This window comes from Ruegeria arenilitoris, assembly GCF_013032855.1.
Classification (GTDB): domain Bacteria; phylum Pseudomonadota; class Alphaproteobacteria; order Rhodobacterales; family Rhodobacteraceae; genus Ruegeria; species Ruegeria arenilitoris.
Genome location: NZ_WQDA01000002.1, coordinates 568,584 through 587,519, shown reverse-complemented (window position 1 = coordinate 587,519; position 18,936 = coordinate 568,584). Strand labels below are relative to the sequence as shown.

The 18,936-nt window shown below is 62.1% G+C and carries 21 protein-coding genes; 11 read left to right on the top strand and 10 right to left on the bottom strand.

Annotation, left to right across the window (positions count from 1 at the left end):
- Positions 1-68: 68 nt before the first annotated feature.
- Positions 69-2,519: an ATP-dependent helicase HrpB gene (gene hrpB / locus GOW72_RS09155; RefSeq protein ID WP_170366624.1), complete on the bottom strand. Its 2,451-nt coding sequence runs from the start codon at positions 2,517-2,519 to the stop codon at positions 69-71.
- Positions 2,520-2,645: 126 nt separating this feature from the next.
- On the opposite strand from hrpB, the gene meaB reads away from it, so the two are divergent.
- From meaB to rpmB, 3 genes are all read left to right on the top strand, one after another.
- The gene (gene meaB / locus GOW72_RS09150; RefSeq protein ID WP_170366623.1) at positions 2,646-3,623 is read left to right on the top strand and encodes a methylmalonyl Co-A mutase-associated GTPase MeaB; all 978 of its coding nucleotides are present in this window, start codon (positions 2,646-2,648) and stop codon (positions 3,621-3,623) included.
- A 156-nt stretch (positions 3,624-3,779) separates the two neighbouring features.
- Entirely contained in the window at positions 3,780-4,916 is a 1,137-nt protein-coding gene (locus tag GOW72_RS09145; protein ID WP_170366622.1) for a Hint domain-containing protein, read from the top strand.
- Between the two features lie 171 nt (positions 4,917-5,087).
- On the top strand, positions 5,088-5,375 hold the full coding sequence (rpmB, locus tag GOW72_RS09140) for a 50S ribosomal protein L28 (protein ID WP_039532366.1): 288 nt from the start codon (positions 5,088-5,090) through the stop codon (positions 5,373-5,375).
- A gap of 69 nt (positions 5,376-5,444) precedes the next feature.
- Here the strand turns inward: rpmB and GOW72_RS09135 are convergent, their stop codons facing one another.
- Complete coding sequence (locus tag GOW72_RS09135) at positions 5,445-5,930, bottom strand: GNAT family N-acetyltransferase (protein WP_170358285.1); 486 nt, start codon at positions 5,928-5,930, stop codon at positions 5,445-5,447.
- A gap of 455 nt (positions 5,931-6,385) precedes the next feature.
- On the opposite strand from GOW72_RS09135, the gene GOW72_RS09130 reads away from it, so the two are divergent.
- Positions 6,386-6,736, top strand: coding sequence for a hypothetical protein (locus GOW72_RS09130; RefSeq protein ID WP_170366621.1), 351 nt, complete (start codon positions 6,386-6,388; stop codon positions 6,734-6,736).
- Between the two features lie 43 nt (positions 6,737-6,779).
- Complete coding sequence (locus tag GOW72_RS09125) at positions 6,780-7,253, top strand: copper chaperone PCu(A)C (RefSeq protein ID WP_170366620.1); 474 nt, start codon at positions 6,780-6,782, stop codon at positions 7,251-7,253.
- 101 nt (positions 7,254-7,354) lie between these two features.
- Here GOW72_RS09125 and GOW72_RS09120 read toward each other — a convergent pair whose 3' ends face one another.
- A complete protein-coding gene (locus GOW72_RS09120; protein WP_170337580.1) occupies positions 7,355-7,963 on the bottom strand; it encodes an HdeD family acid-resistance protein in 609 nt (202 codons plus the stop codon).
- Positions 7,964-8,015: 52 nt separating this feature from the next.
- Positions 8,016-8,711 (bottom strand): NAD-dependent deacylase, encoded by a 696-nt coding sequence (locus tag GOW72_RS09115; RefSeq protein WP_170366619.1) that lies wholly within the window; start codon positions 8,709-8,711, stop codon positions 8,016-8,018.
- Positions 8,712-8,738: 27 nt separating this feature from the next.
- Here GOW72_RS09115 and GOW72_RS09110 point away from each other — a divergent pair, with 27 nt between their 5' ends.
- A complete protein-coding gene (locus GOW72_RS09110) occupies positions 8,739-9,182 on the top strand; it encodes a low molecular weight protein-tyrosine-phosphatase (protein ID WP_170366618.1) in 444 nt (147 codons plus the stop codon).
- Here the strand turns inward: GOW72_RS09110 and GOW72_RS09105 are convergent.
- Positions 9,179-10,141 (bottom strand): LysR family transcriptional regulator, encoded by a 963-nt coding sequence (locus GOW72_RS09105; protein WP_170366617.1) that lies wholly within the window; start codon positions 10,139-10,141, stop codon positions 9,179-9,181. The two genes, GOW72_RS09110 and GOW72_RS09105, sit on opposite strands and share 4 nt — an antisense overlap.
- Positions 10,142-10,208: 67 nt before the next feature.
- Positions 10,209-10,520, bottom strand: a complete 312-nt coding sequence (locus GOW72_RS09100) for a hypothetical protein (protein ID WP_170362998.1) — start codon at positions 10,518-10,520, stop codon at positions 10,209-10,211.
- Positions 10,521-10,865: 345 nt separating this feature from the next.
- Between GOW72_RS09100 and lepA the strand changes: the two genes are divergently transcribed.
- The 4 genes from lepA (at position 10,866) to GOW72_RS09080 (ending at position 14,549) form a co-directional block, all read left to right on the top strand.
- Positions 10,866-12,665, top strand: a complete 1,800-nt coding sequence (lepA, locus tag GOW72_RS09095) for a translation elongation factor 4 (RefSeq protein ID WP_170366616.1) — start codon at positions 10,866-10,868, stop codon at positions 12,663-12,665.
- A gap of 107 nt (positions 12,666-12,772) precedes the next feature.
- Complete coding sequence (locus GOW72_RS09090; protein ID WP_170366615.1) at positions 12,773-13,366, top strand: GIY-YIG nuclease family protein; 594 nt, start codon at positions 12,773-12,775, stop codon at positions 13,364-13,366.
- Positions 13,367-13,658: 292 nt separating this feature from the next.
- Positions 13,659-13,973 carry a hypothetical protein gene (locus GOW72_RS09085; RefSeq protein ID WP_110644555.1) on the top strand — a complete coding sequence of 105 codons (315 nt, stop codon included), beginning with the start codon at positions 13,659-13,661 and terminating at the stop codon, positions 13,971-13,973.
- Positions 13,974-14,096: 123 nt separating this feature from the next.
- Entirely contained in the window at positions 14,097-14,549 is a 453-nt protein-coding gene (locus tag GOW72_RS09080) for a hypothetical protein (protein WP_170358302.1), read from the top strand.
- 954 nt (positions 14,550-15,503) lie between these two features.
- Here GOW72_RS09080 and GOW72_RS09075 read toward each other — a convergent pair.
- From GOW72_RS09075 to GOW72_RS09060, 4 genes are all read right to left on the bottom strand, one after another.
- A complete protein-coding gene (locus GOW72_RS09075) occupies positions 15,504-15,641 on the bottom strand; it encodes an entericidin A/B family lipoprotein (protein ID WP_093962692.1) in 138 nt (45 codons plus the stop codon).
- Positions 15,642-15,714: 73 nt separating this feature from the next.
- Complete coding sequence (locus GOW72_RS09070; RefSeq protein ID WP_170366614.1) at positions 15,715-16,509, bottom strand: iron chelate uptake ABC transporter family permease subunit; 795 nt, start codon at positions 16,507-16,509, stop codon at positions 15,715-15,717.
- Complete coding sequence (locus GOW72_RS09065; protein WP_170366613.1) at positions 16,509-17,252, bottom strand: ATP-binding cassette domain-containing protein; 744 nt, start codon at positions 17,250-17,252, stop codon at positions 16,509-16,511. The genes GOW72_RS09070 and GOW72_RS09065 overlap by 1 nt, the downstream gene beginning before the upstream one ends.
- On the bottom strand, positions 17,249-17,728 hold the full coding sequence (locus tag GOW72_RS09060) for a Fur family transcriptional regulator (RefSeq protein WP_170337589.1): 480 nt from the start codon (positions 17,726-17,728) through the stop codon (positions 17,249-17,251). The genes GOW72_RS09065 and GOW72_RS09060 overlap by 4 nt, the downstream gene beginning before the upstream one ends.
- A gap of 91 nt (positions 17,729-17,819) precedes the next feature.
- Between GOW72_RS09060 and GOW72_RS09055 the strand changes: the two genes are divergently transcribed.
- A complete protein-coding gene (locus tag GOW72_RS09055; RefSeq protein WP_170366612.1) occupies positions 17,820-18,881 on the top strand; it encodes a zinc ABC transporter substrate-binding protein in 1,062 nt (353 codons plus the stop codon).
- Positions 18,882-18,936: the final 55 nt, after the last annotated feature.

Here is an 18,936-nt window from a genome sequence, read left to right as displayed (position 1 = left end):
GGGTGCCTGCCGTTTTTTTGTTGTTCTGCCTTCCAGACGGCGAGAGATATCAATCTGACAGACGGTATTCAAGCACCCCTGCGTTTGGCCCGCAGGGTCGGGTCGGCCTGGGTCGGGTCCTCGGGCCAGGGGTGCTTGGGGTATTGCGCGCGCATGTCCTTGCGCACATCGGCATAGGACCCGGCCCAGAACCCCGGCAGGTCGCGGGTGATCTGGATCGGGCGTTGCGCGGGGGACAGAAGGGTGATCTTCAGCGGCTCGCCGCCCACAATAGGGTGCTGGGTGACCCCGAACATCTCCTGCAGGCGAACCGCGATCTCGGGCACCGCCTTGCCATAGTCGATCGGAACCTTGCGCCCCAGCGGCGTGACGAAGGCCGGGGGCGCGCGTCGGTCCAGTTCCTGCATCTGGTCCCAACTCAGCCGCGCCTGAAGGGCGGGCAGCAGGTCGAACCGCTTCCGATCCTCGGCACTGCGCACGCCGGTCAGCATCGGCAGCAGCCAGTCCTCAAGCGTGTCCATCAGCCCGTTTTCCGAGAAATCGGGCAGGTCGACACCCGCCGCCCGCACCAGCTCGACCCGCGCGGCCAGTCGCGCGTCCTTGCCCTCCAGCCGCAGGCCCAGATCGCGCACGCCGTCCAGCATCGCGCGGGCCACGGACTCGTCGGGCACGTCCTTCCAGATGCGGTCATCCAGCACCAGCGCCCCGAACCGTTCCTGCCGCCGGGCCACCACCCGACGGTCCCGTTTCGACCAGGCGCAGGTCTCGACCCATTCGATCTGGTCGGCGAACAACGCGCGTATCTCGGCCTCTGAGATCTGCGCGGCCATGCGCAGCCGGGCCTCGCGCGGGTTGCCGTCGGTGTCGATGGCCACCAGATACGGCGCCGCGGCCAGCGGGTCGCCGGGGTCCATCACCACACCCTTGCCGCCCGACAGCACATAGCGCGGCGCGTCGCCCTTTCGCCGCTGTCCGACCCGGTCGGGATAGGCCAACGCGGCCATCGCCGCCGGGCTCAGCGGGCCGCCTTCGGTCTTGATCTGGCCGCGCAGCCGTTTCGCCTCGGACCGGATTCGGTCCAGAACGCCGGGATTGGCGGGCCAGACCCGGTTGCGCTGATAGGCGCGCGGATCGCGCAGCGCCTCGAGCCGCAGCGACAGGTCCACCGGCGCGCCCTTCAACGGGTCGCGCTCGGCCATCAGCGCGGCAAGCGGGGCGGCCTGCGCACCGGCCGTGACCAGCATGTGCCCCAGCCGCGGATGCAGCGGCAAGCCAGCCAACGCGCGGCCATGGTCGGTGATCCGGCCCTTGCCGTCCAGCGCGCCCAGCATCCGCATCAGCGCGCGCGCCTCGGCCAGCGCCCCCTCGGGCGGTGGTGTCAGAAAGGCCAGATCCTGCGGCTCGGCCCCCCACAGGGCCAGTTCCAGCGCAAGGCCGGTCAGGTCGGCGGCCTCGATCTCGGCGGGTGGAAAGGCGGGCAAGGCGCCTTCCTCACCCTTCGACCACAGGCGATAGCACAGCCCTTCGGCCACGCGGCCCGCGCGGCCGGCGCGCTGGGTCGCCTCGGCGCGGGTGACGCGCTCGGTCACCAGCCGCGACATGCCCGAGCCCGGATCGAACCGTGTGCGGCGGGCCTGGCCCATGTCCACCACCACCCGGATGTCCGGAATGGTCAGCGAGGTCTCGGCGATCGCGGTGGCCAGCACCACCTTGCGCCCGGCCTCGGCCGGCGCAAGGGCGGCGCGCTGGGCGGCGAAGGGCAGGGCGCCGAACAGCGGCCGGATCGCGCAATCGCCGGGCAGCCGGCCGGCCAGCGCGGCCTCGGCCCGGCGGATCTCGCCCTCGCCCGGCAGGAACACCAGAATGCCGCCGCCGGTGGTACGGGTCTCGCGCTCGGCCTGAACCACCAGATCGACCAACGCGTCCAGCCGCCGCGCCTGCGGGCCCAGCGGGCGGTCCAGCCAGCGGGTCTGAACCGGAAAACTGCGCCCCTCGGATGTCACCAACGGCGCGTCCATCAACCGCGCCACCGGATCGGCATCCAGCGTGGCCGACATCGCCAGCAGGATCAGGTCGTCGCGCAGCGCGCCGGCGACCTCAAGGCACAGGGCCAGCCCCAGATCGGCGTTCAGAGAGCGTTCGTGGAATTCGTCGAAGATCACCGCCCCAACGCCGGGCAGGTCGGGTTCGGATTGCAGCATCCGGGTCAGGATGCCTTCGGTCACCACCTCGATCCGGGTGGCTTTCGATACCTTCGCCTCGCCCCGCACGCGATAGCCGACGGTCTCGCCCGCACGTTCGCCCAGTGTCTCGGCCATGCGTTCGGCAGCGGCGCGGGCGGCCAGCCGCCGCGGTTCCAGCATCACGATCCGCCCGTCGCACAGGCCGGCGTCGCGCATAGCCAGCGGCACGCGCGTGGTCTTGCCGGCCCCGGGCGGAGCCTGCAGCACTGCGCGGCCGCCCGCGCGCAGCGCGGCGATCAGGTCGGGCAGGGCATTGTCGATCGGTAGACGGGTCATGCCGCCTTATCGCCAAAGCCGCGGCCAAGGTCCAGAACGCCTGCGTCAAATCCCGCGCGCGGCGGTACTGGACAAACCCGGCCCATCCCCGTCATCTAGGGCAGATTTCGACGAAGGACCCCGCCCATGACCACAGCCGAGCTTGCCGACAGGATTCTCAAAGGCGATCGCCGGGCGCTGGCTCGCGCGATCACCCTTGTCGAAAGCACCCGCGCCGATCACCGCGTCCAGACGGCGCAGCTGCTCGAGGCGCTTTCGGGCGTCGGGCGGCAGGCGCTGCGCATCGGCCTGTCGGGAACGCCGGGGGTGGGCAAATCCACCTTCATCGAAAGCTTCGGCATGATGCTGATCGGGCAGAGGCTGCGGGTGGCGGTTCTGGCGGTCGATCCCAGCTCGGCCCGCTCGGGCGGCTCGATCCTGGGCGACAAGACCCGGATGGAACGCCTCAGCCGAGAGCCGAACGCCTTCATCCGCCCCTCGCCCAGCCAGAGCCATCTGGGCGGCGTCGCCCGCCGCACCCGCGAGGCCATTGCCCTGTGCGAGGCGGCCGGGTTCGACGTGGTGCTGATCGAAACCGTGGGCGTGGGCCAGTCGGAAACCGTTGTATCGGAAATGTCCGACCTGTTCCTGCTGTTGCTGGCTCCGGCCGGCGGGGACGAATTGCAGGGCGTCAAGCGCGGCATCATGGAAATGGCCGACCTCATCCTGATCAACAAGGCCGACGGCGACCTGAAAGCCACCGCCACCCGCACCTGCGCCGACTACGCCGGGGCGCTGCGCCTGCTGCGCAAACGCCCGCAGGACCCCGAGGGCTTTCCCAAGGCGATGACAGTCTCGGCGGTCGAGGAACACGGCCTGGACCAGGCCTGGGCCGAGATGCAGGCCCTGGCCGATTGGCGCAAAAAGAACGGCCATTGGGAGGCCAACCGCGCCGAACAGGCCCGCTACTGGTTCGACCAGGAGGTGCGCCACGCGCTGCTCGCCAAGCTGGAGACCCCGCTGGCCCGGTCCGAGATGGATCGGCTGGGCGCCGAGGTCGGGTCGGGGCAACTCAGCCCCTCGGTGGCGGCCGAGCGGATGCTGAGGACTCTTGCATCCGGGTAACACCATTGCCCGCGCGGACAGGAAAACTTGGCGCAACGCCGAGGAGTTCTGTAGCCTGAGTGCAGGTGAAATCCTTGGTTGTGGCGCCCAGCACATAGAAAAACCGGAGCGCAGCTGACTTGCCGTGACCAAGCGGAGAGACAGGACCCGCCTCTTATGCCCGATATCTTTGGGACAAACGGCGACGACGATATCGATGTCACCAATGACAACGGTACGCTGAATGGCACCCCTCAGGGTACGCCGATTGATGATATCCGCGCGCGCGGAGGCAACGACATCATCACTGTCACCAACAGTACCATCTCTGGCAGTGTCCGTGGAAATGCCGGGATCGATACGATCACGGTGATCGGCAGCACGATCGGCGGTCAGGTAAGGGCCGGATCAGACGACGACACGGTCACGCTGCAAGGCTCGGTCATTGGCAATATCCGCCTGGGCGGCGGAAATGATGTTCTGAACTTCCGCAGCACCAGCGTGTCCGGCGATGTGCGCGGTGGCAGTGGTACCGACACGCTGAATCTGCCTGCAGGAACTGTGGTTAACGACAGCTTATTCGGGACATTCACCGTGTCTGCCGGCACCAGCTATTCGTTGACCAGCGGCAGTTTCACCCTGCCGTCGGGCATCACGGTCACCTATTCCGCATTTGAAAACGGATCCGGCGTTCCGTGTTTTACCGCTGGCACGAGCATTCTGACTGACCGCGGCCCGGTACAGGTGCAAGACCTGCGCACCGGTGACCTGATCTGTACGGCCGAGAGCGGCAACCAATCCATCCGCTGGATCGGTCGGCGCAGGTTTGATGCGGTTGATCTGAGGGCCAATCCGAAACTGCGCCCCGTCCGTATTTGCGCCGGGGCTTTGGGGGCAGGGCTGCCCACGCGGGACCTGATGGTTTCCCGCCAGCACCGCATGATGGTCGGTTCTCGCATCGCGCAACGCATGTTCGGTCAGTATCAAGTTCTGATTCCCGCGATCAAGCTGACGGCGCTGCCGGGGATCTTCGTAGATTGTACGGTCGACAGCATCGAGTACTTCCATCTGCTGTTCGACCGGCACGAGATCCTGTTTGCCGAATCCGCGCCGACCGAAAGCCTGTATACCGGCCCTGAGGCGCTGAAATCTCTGGGACCCGCGGCAAGGATTGAAATCCTTGCGATTTTTCCGGAACTGGCTGATGAGACCCACGAATCCGAACCCGCTAGGTTGATCCCGATAAGCCAACAACAGACCCGTCTGATTGCTCGTCACCTCAAAAATCACAGGCCTTTGCTTGTTGATGCCTGAGCCGTTTCAGGGCCATTTATTGGCAAGGAAAGATTTCGCAGCTGCTGTCTTGACCCTTCCGGCGATTCCCACTAAACGCATCCAACCAGTTTTCGGGCGCGACTTCGGGTTGTGCCCCTTGTGATTTGGCTGCGGATTGATGCCCGGCCTCCAGAAACAAAGGAAGAAACCATGTCGCGCCGTTGCGAACTGACCGGAAAAGGCCCGATGACTGGCAACAATGTCAGCCACGCCAAAAACAGAACTCGTCGTCGTTTTCTGCCCAACCTGAACGACGTGACCCTGCAGTCGGAAACCCTGGGTCGTGGCGTCAAGCTGCGCATCTCGGCCGCCGCGCTGCGCTCGGTCGATCACCGTGGTGGTCTGGACGCGTTCCTGGCAAAAGCCAAGGACGAAGAGCTGTCCGCCAACGCGCTGAAAGTGAAAAAGGAAATCGCCAAGGCGCAAGCCTCGGCCTGATTTTCCCAAAGACTGTTTCGTGGCCCCTGTACCCGTTGGTGCAGGGGCTTTTCGTTTGTCTTTGGATCTTCAACCAGTCTCAAGCCTGTATTTCAGGAACTGCGCGCCGGAATAGGTTTCCGGACCGACATAATGCGCGCCGATACGCCGTAGCGCAGAGAGATTGCGGCGGGACGGTGGAAGCAGAAAAGTGACATATGGAATGCGTTCATCGGCTCGGGCGAATGCGATGGCCTTGCGGGTGATGCGCGTGCCCAGACCGAAGGCATCCGCCGTCAGGACCAGGCCGAAATCCCATTCCCTGCCTTCACGCTGGAAGCCGCCCCAGCCGACATAGCAACCGCCGGACGTGATCGCCCAGTGCCCAAGCCCGTCGCATTCCCAGCAGGCCTCTTTTGCGTCTATGAAGGCCCGCGCCATCGCGATGTCCCAGGGCCCCGTCAGCAAAGGCAGATGCCGAGCGACGCGGGGATCAGACATGTGCCGTGCGATTTCAGCCGGCTCAATCTGCGGCAGCCTGAGGAACTGGATTTCTGTGTGCGCTTTGAGTGGCATGACCACGATCTACGCCTGAATTTCCGCCCAAACCAGACCGTCCGGATCACTTTGCCGTTGGGCGCGTGCCGCACGCGGCGTCGGTGCGGAAGGCAGAAGGGCGCGACTACGTGACATTGTTCACATACAGGGTTTTGAATCTGTTTTATGTATGCGGTTATTCTACGGCGGAGTGTGGTAATGTCTGCGAATACTTCAATTATTATTTCCTTCCTTTCGACTCTTCTGGTTGGCTCATTTTCCAGCTGTGCGCGGATGCAGCGGCGGGTGAACCGGCTGCATACCGGTCTCAACACCGGTCCGGATGATCGCGGAATTCTTTGAAGGTCTCGATCAAGACAAATTCAGGGGCCGGCCAGTCAGGCCGGCCCTTTTTCTTGGTTCGCGCCAAACTGTCTCAGCGTTCACGAAGGCACTTGAAGTCCGTTTCCGATCGGGCCTAAACCTCTGCCAAGATGACCCGATCCTATCGCCTCGTGTTGCCGTTGCTACTGTCGCTGATGCTGGTTCTGACAGGCCAGGGTTTTGCGGCGTCACGGGGATTGAATGCGGCGGTCGGTCAAATGGTGCTTTGCACCGGGAACGGTCCTGTGGTTGTCTATATGGACGAGCACGGCCAGCCCACCAAACCACCTCATTTCTGTCCCGACTATGCGCTCAACTTGCTGGGTGCGGTTCTGGATACCCCTTTGCCGGCACCGAAAGGGCCCGAGCGGGCAAAGTCTGACATACCGCTGCGTTCCGACAGCCTTGTTGCGGCTCCGATCCCGCAGCGACCGGCGCGCGCGCCGCCGGCCCCTGTCTGAAACCGTTCGCAACACAATCAGACAGTCAAAAAGGAGAGGCGAGATGCCCTTCAAATCAATCCTGCCCGCTATTTTCGTCGCTGCAATCATGTCCACCGCCGCCCATGCGGAAAGTGTGATCTCGGTCGAGGATGCCTATGCCCGATCCTCGGGGGCCAATGCCAAGGCTGGTGCGGCCTTCATGATGATCCGCAATTCAGGCGACACCGATGATCAACTCGTCGCTGTCAAATCCGATATCGCAGCACGGGTCGAGCTGCATACGCACAAGATCGACGACAACGGCGTGGCCAAGATGATGGAAGTCGAGGAGGGTTTTGCGATCCCCGCCGGCGAGGCGCATATGCTGCAGCGGGGCGGAGACCATGTGATGTTCATGGGGCTCAAACAGCCGTTTGAGCAGGGCGCAACCATACCCGTCACTTTGGTTTTTGAGCAGGCCGGTGAGGTCATTGTCGAGATTCCCGTGGACCTGGAACGGAAAGACGGCCACGGGCAAATGAAGCACTCGAACTGACAGCACGCCTGTCTTCGGGCCGCGATGCGGCCGTCATCCATGCGTCAGGCCGGGTCAAGCCCCGGCCTGTTCGCGTTTCACCTGCCGATGAGCATTGTTCTTCACTTGTTGACCACGCGCATCGAAACCCGTTCTCCGGCCCGTTTGAAACGCGCGGCCATGAATAGCATGACGCCGGCAAAGGCCAAGGCGGAGAACGCGATTGCCCAGCCCAGTGCGACGACGCCGCTTCCGGGCCAGAAGATCAGCACCAGCCCGATGATAAGGGCCACGATGCCCGAGTTCCGAACGGTCGCGCGTTCTGGGTCAAGCTGATGCATCTGGCCCAGCGAAATCAGCGAGCCGATCCCGATGATCAGTGCCCAGGCGCCCAGCAGGAAGAACGTCAGACGTGCTGTGCCTTCTGGCCAGATCAAAAGGACCAGCCCAATCAAGACCGCCCCGATACCCGCGCCTCCGATCAGTCCCCGCCGCCCGAAGCCAAGCAGGGTCAGGCCGCCATCGAGGATCAGCAGCACCCCTACCAGCCGCAGCAGCAGTGCGATGCTGCCGGTTGGCCAGAACAGCGCGGCGATGCCAACGGCCCCCGCAAGCAATCCGCGCAGCAGGAACGTCCACCACAGATCCGCAAGGGTGTCGCCCAGCGCTTCGCGGCTGTCGATGCCTTCGTCGTCAACGATTTCGCCACGGGGGGCTTCAGGCTCGGTCATCTGTTTCTCCTGGTTCAGGTTCCTTTAGCTTAGACCAGCGGGATGACCCGAGTCACCTGCGGCCCAGCAAGTCATCGACCCAGCGTGGCACGATCTGGGTGGCGGGGCCAAGCAGCGTCTGATCGAAGCTGGATGCACCAACCGAAGGCTCGAGGTTCAATTCGACCGTCCGTGCGCCCGCAGCTATGGCTTCGTGCACGAAGGCCGCAGCCGGGTAGACTTGGCCAGAGGTTCCGATGGCGGCGAATATCCCGGCCTGTGCCAGATGGTCGTAAATCTGATCCATGTGGTAAGGCATTTCGCCGAACCACACGATGTCGGGTCGGGCGGTTGCCGCGCGGCAGGCGGGGCACGGTTCGCCCACGGACAATTCCGCTGGCGCAGTCCAGCGATGCCCGCAAGAGGCGCAAAGCGCGCCGGACAGGATGCCGTGCATGTGGATAACCCTGGTCGCACCTCCGGCTTCGTGCAGGCTGTCCACGTTCTGCGTTACGATCACCACTTCTCCCGGCCAGTCGCGCTGAAGCCGGGCCAGTGCTGTGTGAGCTGCATTTGGGTCGGCGCCACCCGCCTGCACCCGGCGCGCGTTGTAGAAGCCATGAACAAGGGCAGGGTTTCGGGCAAAACCTTCGGGTGTCGCCACGTCTTCGATCCGGTGCTGTGCCCACAATCCGCCTTCATCGCGAAAGGTGCCCAATCCGCTTTCCGCCGAAATCCCGGCTCCGGTCAAAATCACGATCTTTTCCATTCGCCCTCCACACGTTAAACCCGAGCCATGTCACAGCGTATCCTGTTTGTCTGCCTCGGCAACATCTGCCGTTCCCCTGCTGCCGAAGGCGTTTTTCGTGTCAGGGCGCCTCATCATGCCTGCGACAGTGCCGGAACGTCCGACTGGCATTTCGGGGATCCACCCTATGCGCCGATGCAACACGCGGCTCGCAACCGAGGGCTGGAGCTGAGCGATCTGCGCGCGCGCCAGTTTGCGGTGTCTGATTTCGACAGGTTTGACCTGATCATCGGTATGGACAGCGAAAATCTCGCCAAGATCGAGGCTTTGCGCCCGGCCGATAATCCTACACCTGTACGCATGCTGACCGAATTTGCGCCCCACACCGGCGCCGATCATGTGCCCGACCCCTACTATACCCGTGATTTCGACGGGGCGCTGGACCTCATCGAAGCCGCCGTGGATGGTTTGGTGGCATATCTGGACGGCTAGCCGCCGATCACCTTCAACTGTCCGGACAACCAGGGCAGGCGGGAAAGGGCTGGTTCGATCATCTGGCTTTGCATCAAACGGCGCGTCATGCCCGCGACTTCGCGCGGAACCTGATCTGACCAGTCAGACCGCGTGAAGAGGGAAATAGTGCGCGAGAACTCTCCGAACGGAGCCGGGTAGACATCCATGCCTTCGTGGAAGCGGGCTGCCCGCATGTATCCCAACGGCGTGGTGATTGCCCAGCCAAGGCCGCGCGCGACCATCGCCATCAGGGCCAAGTGCGACCCGATCTCGAACCGCTCTTCGAACTGAAGCTGTTGCCGCGCCAGGTGGCTTTCGATTTGCCGGCTGATCAACTGTTCCCGCGCATAGCGCAGAAAGGGCAGGGTCTGCAAAGCGGCCTCTACGCTCCCATTGGCCACACCGCCCTTCGGCGCGACCAGAATGAAAGGATCCTGTACCAAAGGGTACTCCACCACGCCTTCCAGCACCTCGCCGCTATGGGCCGAAACCGCCAGATGCAGACGTTGCGAAGCCAGCGCCTCAAAGATTTCGAGGCTGGGGAGGGTTATGAGTTTGAACTTGGAACGGGTCAGGCTGTCGGCCAGCAACGTGGCAAGACGCGGGGTCAGGTCATTGTCGAAATCGTCGATCAGGCCGATCGAAAGCGTGCTCAGATGACCCAGGTCCATGACAGACAGCTCGCTTTGGGCCATCTGCAACTCGGCCAGAACGGACTCGGCCCGTGCCAGAAAGCTGCGCCCGGCTTGGGTCAGGCGCATGGGTCTGCGCCCGTGATCCACCAGGTCCGTGCCCAGAGCATTCTCGAGATTGCGCAACTGCTGGCTGACCGATGGCTGGCTGAGTCCGGTAATCTCGGCAGCCTGTGCCACCGAACCGGTCCGCGCCAAGGCCTCGAACACTTCGAGACCGCGCAGGGTCAACCCTTTCGTCACCATATGATTTCCCTTTCACTGCGCCATTACTGAGGCGCAGGGCGGGTCAGGTCAAGGATCGCGGTCAGCGTCAGCTGCAGATCGCCTGTGCCATGCGGCCAAAGTTCTGATACCGCTCCCACAGCGCGTCATCGCGGGCGGATTTCGACATCTTCAGCTCTTGGGCCTGATGCGGGTCCGTGAACCATTTGGCCACGGTTTTCTGGTCTTTGTTGGTCAAAGCCTGATCGGCCACCCGCTGGATGCACTTGCATCTATCGCGTGTCGCAGCCGAACGGTCGGACGCCAAACATGCACGTTTGATCTGCGCCGCTTCGGTCGTGGCCGGGGCCAAAGTGGTCAGCGACGTGGCGCATAGCGCGATAATGAGGAACTGTTTCATGCTCATGCCTCGTTTTGCCTGCCCGGAGGAGTCTTGTGTCCCTCTCGGCTTGCGGCGCAGTATCGTCCAAGTTTTCCTGCCGTTCAACAATTTGCTTTCAGAAACTCCGTACCTGAGTCGAAAGTGCCGCGGTTGGCACTATGGTCGGCCGTGGCATGCCCTTCGAACCCCGTTTTGGACGGTGCAACACGGCCGAGTTCTGTCTACGTACGGTCGCCTGAATGCAGCTGAGGGCTTGGAACGAAGCCATCCGCAGCGTCGTGGCCTCATAACGCTGAAATAGGGGGCGTCCGCCGTGCTGTCTCACCTTGACCAGCGCCCGATTTCGAACCATATCCCGACGCTATGACAGACCTCGCTCATATCCGCAATTTCTCCATCGTCGCGCACATCGACCATGGCAAATCCACCCTTGCCGACCGGCTCATCCAAGAGACCGGAACGGTGCAGGATCGCGACATGAAGGAACAGCTGCTCGACAGCATGGATATCGAGCGCGAACGCGGCATCACCATCAAGGCCAACACGGTCCGCATCGACTATACCGCCGACAATGGCGAGCAGTACGTGCTGAACCTGATCGACACTCCCGGCCACGTGGACTTTGCCTATGAAGTCTCGCGGTCCATGCGCGCGGTCGAAGGCTCGCTGTTGGTGGTGGACTCAACACAAGGGGTCGAGGCGCAGACCCTGGCCAACGTCTATCAGGCCATCGACGCCGACCATGAGATCGTGCCGGTGCTGAACAAGATCGACCTGCCGGCCTCCGACTGCGACCGCGTGGCCGAACAGATCGAGGACGTGATCGGTATCGACGCCACCGACGCCATCCGCGTCTCGGCCAAGACGGGAGAGGGGATACACGAAACGCTCGAGGCGATCGTGCACAAGCTGCCCGCGCCCAAGGGCCAGCGCGACGCGCCGCTCAAGGCGATGCTGGTCGACAGCTGGTACGACGCCTATCTGGGCGTGATCGTTCTGGTCCGCATCATGGACGGCGTTCTGAAAAAGGGCATGCGGGTCAAGTTCATGTCGAACGGCACCCTGCACCATGTCGACCGCGTGGGCGTGTTCCGCCCCGAGATGCAGATGGTCGACCAGCTGGGTCCGGGTGAGATCGGCTTCCTCACCGCATCCATCAAGCAGGTGCGCGACACCCGTGTGGGCGACACCATCACCAATGACCGCAACGGTGCCGAAACCGCTCTGCCGGGATTCAAACCCGCGCAGCCGGTGGTGTTCTGCGGCCTCTTCCCCGTGGACAGCGCCGAATTTGAAGACCTGCGCGACGCGATCGAGAAACTGGCCCTGAACGACGCCAGCTTCTCTTTCGAGATGGAAACCTCGGCCGCGCTGGGCTTTGGCTTCCGCTGCGGCTTCCTGGGCCTTCTGCACCTCGAGGTCATCCGCGACCGCATCGAACGCGAATACGATATCGAGCTCATCACCACCGCGCCGTCGGTGATCTATCACGTCTACATGAAAGACGGCGAGATGATCGAGCTGCACAACCCCGCCGACATGCCCGACATGTCCAAGGTCGACCACCTGGAAGAGCCGCGCATCAAGGCCACCATCCTGGTGCCGGATGAATACCTGGGCGACGTGCTGAAACTCTGTCAGGACCGCCGCGGAATCCAGATGGACCTGACCTATGCGGGCAGCCGCGCGATGGTCGTCTATGACCTGCCGCTGAACGAGGTCGTCTTCGACTTCTACGACCGCCTGAAATCGGTGACCAAGGGCTATGCCAGCTTCGACTACCAGATGACCGGCTACCGCGAGGACAGCCTGGTCAAGATGTCGATCCTTGTGAATGACGAGCCGGTGGACGCGCTGTCGGTCATGGTCCACCGCGACCGCGCCGAGACCCGCGGCCGCGCCATGTGCGAAAAGCTGAAAGAGCTGATCCCGCGCCACATGTTCAAGATCCCGATCCAGGCGGCCATCGGCGGCAAGGTCATCGCGCGCGAGACCCTATCCGCGCTGCGCAAGGACGTGACCGCGAAATGTTACGGCGGGGATGCCACGCGGAAACGGAAACTGCTGGAAAAGCAGAAGGCGGGTAAGAAAAAGATGCGCCAGTTCGGGAAGGTGGATATCCCGCAGGAGGCGTTTATTTCGGCATTGAAGATGGATTCTTGATCCAGCCATGCGCGTGACCACACCGCGAGGCTGCTATTGACCCGAAACCTACTGTATCAAGCTGGCGACGGTTGAAGGAAAGTCCCGATTTAAACCATAGGTTAAATATGGCAGAAATTGTCTATGTGCTGACAAACCCGTCAATGCCAGGTTTGGTGAAAATTGGCCTGACTAGGAGAGACGACCCGATTTCGCGAATGGCAGAACTGTTTTCCACTGGTGTTCCGGAACCTTTTAGATGTGAAGCGGCATGGGAGGTCCGGGACGCGATCGAAATCGAATCCAAAATGCACGCCAAATTTTCGAGCGCTCGTGTAAATCCATCAAGAGAGTTTTTCAAAGTCTCGGCAGAAAGAGCGACTGAGGTTCTGAGATCTTTTGGCCTGCGCGACATAACGCATGAGGTACAGAATAAGCTTGAATTGGCAAACCAGGCCGCATTTCGACGCCCAGTCCAAAATTGGTTGGAAATGGGGTACTCTGTCGGCGACAAGTTTTTCGCTGGTGAAACCGGCGAGTTTGTCACCATTGTTGATGGCAGAACGGTCAGCTACCGCGGTGAATTAATGTCTCTAAGCCAAGCACGAATTATTATTCGTCGGCGTTTTCCTGAGCTGCCTGCCTCAGGCGCTTTTCACAAAGACGGAGAGTTGATTCAGGCTCGCTATGACCGGACATACGGACCACCCTCACAATCCTAAAACCCGATGGAATAGCTTGTTGCCCTAGTGGTGTTGTTTACGACCGGCGGCGCCGTCGGCCCGCTTTAACCTCGGATCAAGTTCCCGGCATGACCCATACTTGTCAAACCGAAGGTTTGCCTCCGGCAAAACGGGCGGCGCGTTTGCGCCCCGGGGCTTCGCCCGTTCGGCCCTGAAACGGTCCGCCGGACCGCTTCCGAGAGGGGCCTCTCCGCAATGTAACCCACTTCACAGCCCCGCCGACCCGCACCTGCTAAGGTTGACCCAACGGAAACCAGCGGCGGAGGCCTATATGTCCATGATCCCCATCATCGCGCTTGGATCAGCGGGTCTCTATTCCGTGGCCATGATCTCGATGAAGTTCTGGTGGAAACTCCCCGGCCTTGGGCTGGGGTTGCTGATCGTCGCCACTTTGCTGGCCGCCGCCACGCTGGAACTCGCCGCGCTGCGCGACGAACGGCTGGGCATCATCTACACCGGCATTCTGGGGGCCGAGGTCGTGCTGATCGCCATCGCCTCGTTCTTCCTGTTCGGCGAGTCCTTTTCCTACCGCGAGGGACTGGGCATCGCCCTTGTCATCGCGGGCACTGCGCTGGCATGGGCCTGAGCCCGTCGGTGAGCGCCGCATGAACCCTTCATGAAGTTTCCCTTAGGTAAGTTGTAACGGCCGCGCGCCCTCCCAATCTGTTCAGCAGGCCAGCAAGGCCCGCCGATCACAGGGAGAGAGCCCATGACCAGATACATGACCGCCAGCGCCGCCGCCGTGGCCGCGACATTGACCATGGGCTCTGCCGCCCTCGCCGATGCCATGCCCGACCTGCGCGGCACGTGGACGGCCAGCCAGACAACGGTGTCGCCCTCGAACGCCAACACCGCCACCGCGCCGCGGTTCAACACCTCGGAATGGGTGCTCGAGATCCAGGCGCAGCACGAAAACGTGTTCTGGGGGCCTAGCATGTGGCGGCGCAACGCCATGGATGACTGGACGATGTACGAGGCCACCGGCTCGATCAGCCAGGATGGCTCGGGCAAGATCGGCATTGTCGAAACCGCTGCTGATCCGACCTCGGGCGTCAACGCGCTGATCGATGCGCGGTACGAGGACGGCAAGATCTATGCGGATTTCCGTAGCCTGCGCACTGGAACCACCTACAGCACGGTTCTGGAACGACAGGTGAACTGAAGCGTTTCCGGCCCAGGCGGTTGTAGGGGGTAGTTGCCGTTGCCCGATTTTGCGGGAGACGGAGAGTAGTAGGTTGCCTCGTCCGGGTCGGAACGCTTCTCAATTCGTGGGCTGCACGTTCGTTCACCGTTGCGTGTGGCGACTTTTTGATGTCGATTCGAGCGATATGCCCGTATCTGTCACGTCAGGTCGGCCATGAGGGCTGGGGTTTTCCCTTCGCACCCGCAGAAATCGCCCAATTGAGCGGAGAGAAATCGGCCTTCGGCTTTTCCCAGTGCAACCCAGCCCGATTTCATCATTTCCCGACTTATCCACATCGTCTTCCAGTCGGATATCAACACTTTATCCCCGGCTAATTTTCATGCTGCAGTGCTATTTTCTTGCCGGATGTGAGGGTGAGTGCCAAGGTTCAGACATCGCCAAGGTTCATCACGATCCAAGGCGGGACGCAAAGGTCAGGGGGTCCTGGCACCGCAGGCAGATCTTAGGATTTTCGTCGGGTTGCAAGGGCTTACCGGTAGGTGACCAGTCAGGAGGGGCGCAAGCCCGGCTTGAGCGGTCAGCTTCTCAGAAGGCCAGAGCGGGCGGCAAAGCGCCATCAGGTGCTTTGCGGCAGCGAGGTCCCCTCGGGGGCTGAAGCAACTGGATCGGGGCGTCCCTCGGGCGTGTCGACCCGGCAAGGCGTCAGGGGTGTCCGCAAGGGCACATGCAAAGACCGCGTCTGCGCACCTGGCGCCTTTTCCTTTTGCCGATTTCGGTTTCGTACAGGCTTCCACTCACCGCCCGTAAGAACGGGAACGGGGTTCTTGCGCAATTGCACAAGAACCCCGCAGTCGTGTCAGTAATGCATTACCGCGTCTATGCACCTGTGGCAGGGACAATAATCCGGTCGCCCGGAACTTTCAACCATATGTTGGTGGCGTGGTGCCGCTGTCCGCTAGATGCTGACGGTTGTCAGAGGCTTTCCTGAACGTCCGTCGCCGCGCCCTGGATGGCGTCGCCGGCTTTTTCGATGTCTTTGCCCGCGCCTTTTGCGGTTTCACAAGCCGTCAGGGCCAAAAGGCTCAGCCCGATCAGAATAGTGCGGATCATCGATATCTCCTTGGTTGGTCGACTACCAATCGGTAGCACCATTCAGGCAACGCAGACAAACCTTTTTGGGTGATCAGCCTTTGCGGAAGATGGGGCCAAGGATGGCCGTCGCGACAAAGATCAACGCGGCCGCGCAAACGATGCTTGGTCCGGCGGGTGTATCCGCCCAATATGCACCGCCCAGCCCGCCCAACGCCGCCGTCGAGCCTATAATCGCAGCGGTGAAAGCCATGCTTTCTGGGGTGCGGGCCAAAGGGCGGGCTCCGGCCGCTGGAATGACCAGCAGGGCTGCGATCAGAAGAATTCCGACAACTTTGATGGCGACCGCAACGGCCAGTGCCATCGCCAGAGTCAGCCATAGTTCTTCTCGTTTAGGATCGATCCCGGATGCCTGAGCCAAGTCCGGGTTGAGCGTCGAAACCAAAAGGGCTGACCAGCGCCAGACCATCAGCGCCAGAATCGTGGCGCCACCGATCCAGATCGTGGCCAGATCGGACTTTGTGACGGCAAGGATATCGCCGAACAAAAAAGCATTCAGGTCGAGTCGGACATCGGACAGCAACGCCACGGTTACCAAGCCGGCGGCCAGTGCGGTGTGCGCAATCACACCCAGAAGCGTGTCCATGGCGTAACCGCGACCGCGCAGCAGGCTGACCGACAAGCCCATGGCAAGTGCAGCGGAAATGATTGCGGGTAGCAGCGGCAGAGAAAAGCTGAGCGCCAGCGCCACACCCAATACGGCGGCATGTGCGGTGGCCTCTCCGAGATAGGCCATGCGCCGCCAGACGACAAAGCACCCCAGCGGCGCCGCGGCGATCGAAACACCGAGCCCTGCCAGGGCGGCGCGAACCATGAAATCGTCCAGCATCAGTGTGACGTATCCTGCGCGTGATTGTGATCGTGGGTATGACTGTGCTTGTGTTGGTACAAGGCCATCGTGCCCCGCGTTCCGCTGCCGAACAACGCCCGATATTCGGGCGCGTCCGCGACCATTTGGGGTGCCCCTTCACAGCAGACATGCCCGTTCAGGCACAGAACCCGGTCGGACGCGGCCATGACGACGTGCAAGTCATGGCTGACCATGACTATGGCGCAGCCGAGGTCCGTGCGAACCTGTTCAATGCGCTCATAGAAGGCAGCTGCGCCGGGCTGATCAAGCCCCTGGGTTGCTTCGTCCAGCAGCAGCACCTGAGGCTCTTCCAGCAATGCGCGGGCCAGAAGGACCCGTTGAAACTGACCGCCGGATAGTCGGGTCATCTGTCTGTCACGCAAGTCCGGCACGCCGGCCAGTTCAAGCGCGGTTTTGGCCTTGCTGGCCGAAACCCGTTTCGGCAGCCCAAGGAATCGTTGCACGGTCATCGGCAGGGCGGCGTCCAGCGCGAGTTTCTGGGGGACGTAGCCGATCCGCAAACCCGGAGCGCGCCGAACAGTGCCCTGAGCCGCGGGAACAGCTCCGATCATGGCGCGCAGCAGCGTCGATTTTCCCGAACCGTTCGGGCCGACAATGGTGACGATTTCACCAGCGGCGATCTGGGCGGATACGTTGTCCAGAATGAGCCTTCCATCCAAGCGAACGGATAGGTTGTTTAGGGAAATGAGAGGGGTCGTCATGGCTGCGTTCCAATGCAGTCCGGGCAAAGACCTTCGGCCTCGACCACGATCCTTTCAATGGTGAAACCTGATGTGTCGGCGGCAGCACCAAGCCGGCCCTGGGTCAGCTCGGTTTCGGTTTCGGCCACGGCCTTGCACGCCCGGCAAATCAGAAACGCAGGCACGTGGTCGTGCGTGGGGTGGGCGCAGGCCGCATAGGCGTTCATCTGCTCGATACGGTGCACGAACCCATGCTGCACCAGAAAGTCCAGCGCACGATAAGCCACCGGGGGCTGCGACCCCATGCCTTCGGCGGATAGAACAGCCAGAATGTCATAAGCTCCCATTGCCTTGTGCTGCTCCAACAAGATCTCCAACACGCGGCGGCGCACCGGCGTGAACTGAAGCTTCTGGTTGGCGCATTTTTCCTCGGCCTTGCTCAGCGCGGTTTTCATGCAGTGGTTATGATTGTGGTGCCTGAAGCCTACTGTGCTCATGTGCGCTCCGAAATTTTTGGCTTGATATGTTATAACGTGGGCAATATCAAGCCGACCAGCAATGTAATAACATATCATTCGAGGAGGTGACATGTCCCGAAAATTCTTGTTGCTGGCCGGCGTCGTGCTGGCCGGAAAGGCGGCGGCCGATGCGCCCAATGTTGCCGTCGATATCGCACCGGTTCACGCGTTGGTTGCCCAAGTCATGGACGGTGTTGCCGAGCCTTCCCTGATCATCCCGCCCGGAGCCTCACCTCATGACCACGCCATGCGCCCGTCCGAGGCGCGCGCGTTGCAATCTGCGGACGTGGTTTTTTGGGTAGGCCCGGAACTGACCCCGTGGATGACGGGACCACTCGGCGCCCTTTCCGAGGGAGCGACGCAGGTTGAGTTGCTGGAGGTAGCGGGGACCGTGCGGCACGACTTCCGCGACTTGGCCAATCATCATGAGGGCGAAGAGGAGCATGCAGACCACGACGATCACGATGATCATTCGGACCATGATGACCATGCGGACCACGATGACCACGAGGATCATGCAGGTCACGACGACCATGCGGATCACGATGAACATGAGAAACATGAAGAGCACGCCGATCACGATGCACATGACCATGACCACGGGCATGACCACGACGGTGTAGACCCGCATGCCTGGCTGGACCCGGAAAACGCGCGCGTCTGGGTGCAGGCAATTGCCGAAACTCTGTCAGAGAAGGACCCGGATAACGCTGCGCGGTACCAAGCCAATGCGGACAAGGCAGTTGAAGGCCTGAGTGCTTTGGAGGCCGAGATCCGGGCGGATCTGGCGCAGTCAGAACCGCGGTTTGTCACCTTTCACGACGCCTACCAGTATTTCGAACACCGGTTCGATCTGGCATCGTCGGGCACCGTGAGCTTGGGCGACGCGGCCGCACCCGGACCGGCTCGTCTGGCCGAGCTCAAGGCCCGGATTGAAGAAGAGGGCATTGATTGCGCTTTTTCCGAGCCGCAATTTGACACTCGCCTGATCTCTGCCGCGACCGAGGGGGTGGATGCACAAATCATCGTGCTTGACCCGATCGGGGTTGCGCTCGAGCCGGGTCCGACCCTGTATCCGGACCTGTTGCGCGCAATGGCCGCAAGTTTCCAGGCCTGCAGCGGCAATTCGTGAACAAAGAAGGGCGCAACGATCTGTTGCGCCCTTCGCCATTCAATGGGTGTTCTGA

Excerpts from the sequence above, each read along its gene's own strand:
- hrpB (WP_170366624.1), bottom strand. The coding sequence starts at position 2,519 with ATGACCCGTCTACCGATCGACAATGCCCTGCCCGACCTGATCGCCGCG.
- meaB (WP_170366623.1), top strand. The coding sequence starts at position 2,646 with ATGACCACAGCCGAGCTTGCCGACAGGATTCTCAAAGGCGATCGCCGG.
- GOW72_RS09145 (WP_170366622.1), top strand. The coding sequence starts at position 3,780 with ATGCCCGATATCTTTGGGACAAACGGCGACGACGATATCGATGTCACC.
- rpmB (WP_039532366.1), top strand. The coding sequence starts at position 5,088 with ATGTCGCGCCGTTGCGAACTGACCGGAAAAGGCCCGATGACTGGCAAC.
- GOW72_RS09135 (WP_170358285.1), bottom strand. The coding sequence starts at position 5,930 with ATGCCACTCAAAGCGCACACAGAAATCCAGTTCCTCAGGCTGCCGCAG.
- GOW72_RS09130 (WP_170366621.1), top strand. The coding sequence starts at position 6,386 with ATGACCCGATCCTATCGCCTCGTGTTGCCGTTGCTACTGTCGCTGATG.
- GOW72_RS09125 (WP_170366620.1), top strand. The coding sequence starts at position 6,780 with ATGCCCTTCAAATCAATCCTGCCCGCTATTTTCGTCGCTGCAATCATG.
- GOW72_RS09120 (WP_170337580.1), bottom strand. The coding sequence starts at position 7,963 with ATGACCGAGCCTGAAGCCCCCCGTGGCGAAATCGTTGACGACGAAGGC.
- GOW72_RS09115 (WP_170366619.1), bottom strand. The coding sequence starts at position 8,711 with ATGGAAAAGATCGTGATTTTGACCGGAGCCGGGATTTCGGCGGAAAGC.
- GOW72_RS09110 (WP_170366618.1), top strand. The coding sequence starts at position 8,739 with ATGTCACAGCGTATCCTGTTTGTCTGCCTCGGCAACATCTGCCGTTCC.
- GOW72_RS09105 (WP_170366617.1), bottom strand. The coding sequence starts at position 10,141 with ATGGTGACGAAAGGGTTGACCCTGCGCGGTCTCGAAGTGTTCGAGGCC.
- GOW72_RS09100 (WP_170362998.1), bottom strand. The coding sequence starts at position 10,520 with ATGAAACAGTTCCTCATTATCGCGCTATGCGCCACGTCGCTGACCACT.
- lepA (WP_170366616.1), top strand. The coding sequence starts at position 10,866 with ATGACAGACCTCGCTCATATCCGCAATTTCTCCATCGTCGCGCACATC.
- GOW72_RS09090 (WP_170366615.1), top strand. The coding sequence starts at position 12,773 with ATGGCAGAAATTGTCTATGTGCTGACAAACCCGTCAATGCCAGGTTTG.
- GOW72_RS09085 (WP_110644555.1), top strand. The coding sequence starts at position 13,659 with ATGTCCATGATCCCCATCATCGCGCTTGGATCAGCGGGTCTCTATTCC.
- GOW72_RS09080 (WP_170358302.1), top strand. The coding sequence starts at position 14,097 with ATGACCAGATACATGACCGCCAGCGCCGCCGCCGTGGCCGCGACATTG.
- GOW72_RS09075 (WP_093962692.1), bottom strand. The coding sequence starts at position 15,641 with ATGATCCGCACTATTCTGATCGGGCTGAGCCTTTTGGCCCTGACGGCT.
- GOW72_RS09070 (WP_170366614.1), bottom strand. The coding sequence starts at position 16,509 with ATGCTGGACGATTTCATGGTTCGCGCCGCCCTGGCAGGGCTCGGTGTT.
- GOW72_RS09065 (WP_170366613.1), bottom strand. The coding sequence starts at position 17,252 with ATGACGACCCCTCTCATTTCCCTAAACAACCTATCCGTTCGCTTGGAT.
- GOW72_RS09060 (WP_170337589.1), bottom strand. The coding sequence starts at position 17,728 with ATGAGCACAGTAGGCTTCAGGCACCACAATCATAACCACTGCATGAAA.
- GOW72_RS09055 (WP_170366612.1), top strand. The coding sequence starts at position 17,820 with ATGTCCCGAAAATTCTTGTTGCTGGCCGGCGTCGTGCTGGCCGGAAAG.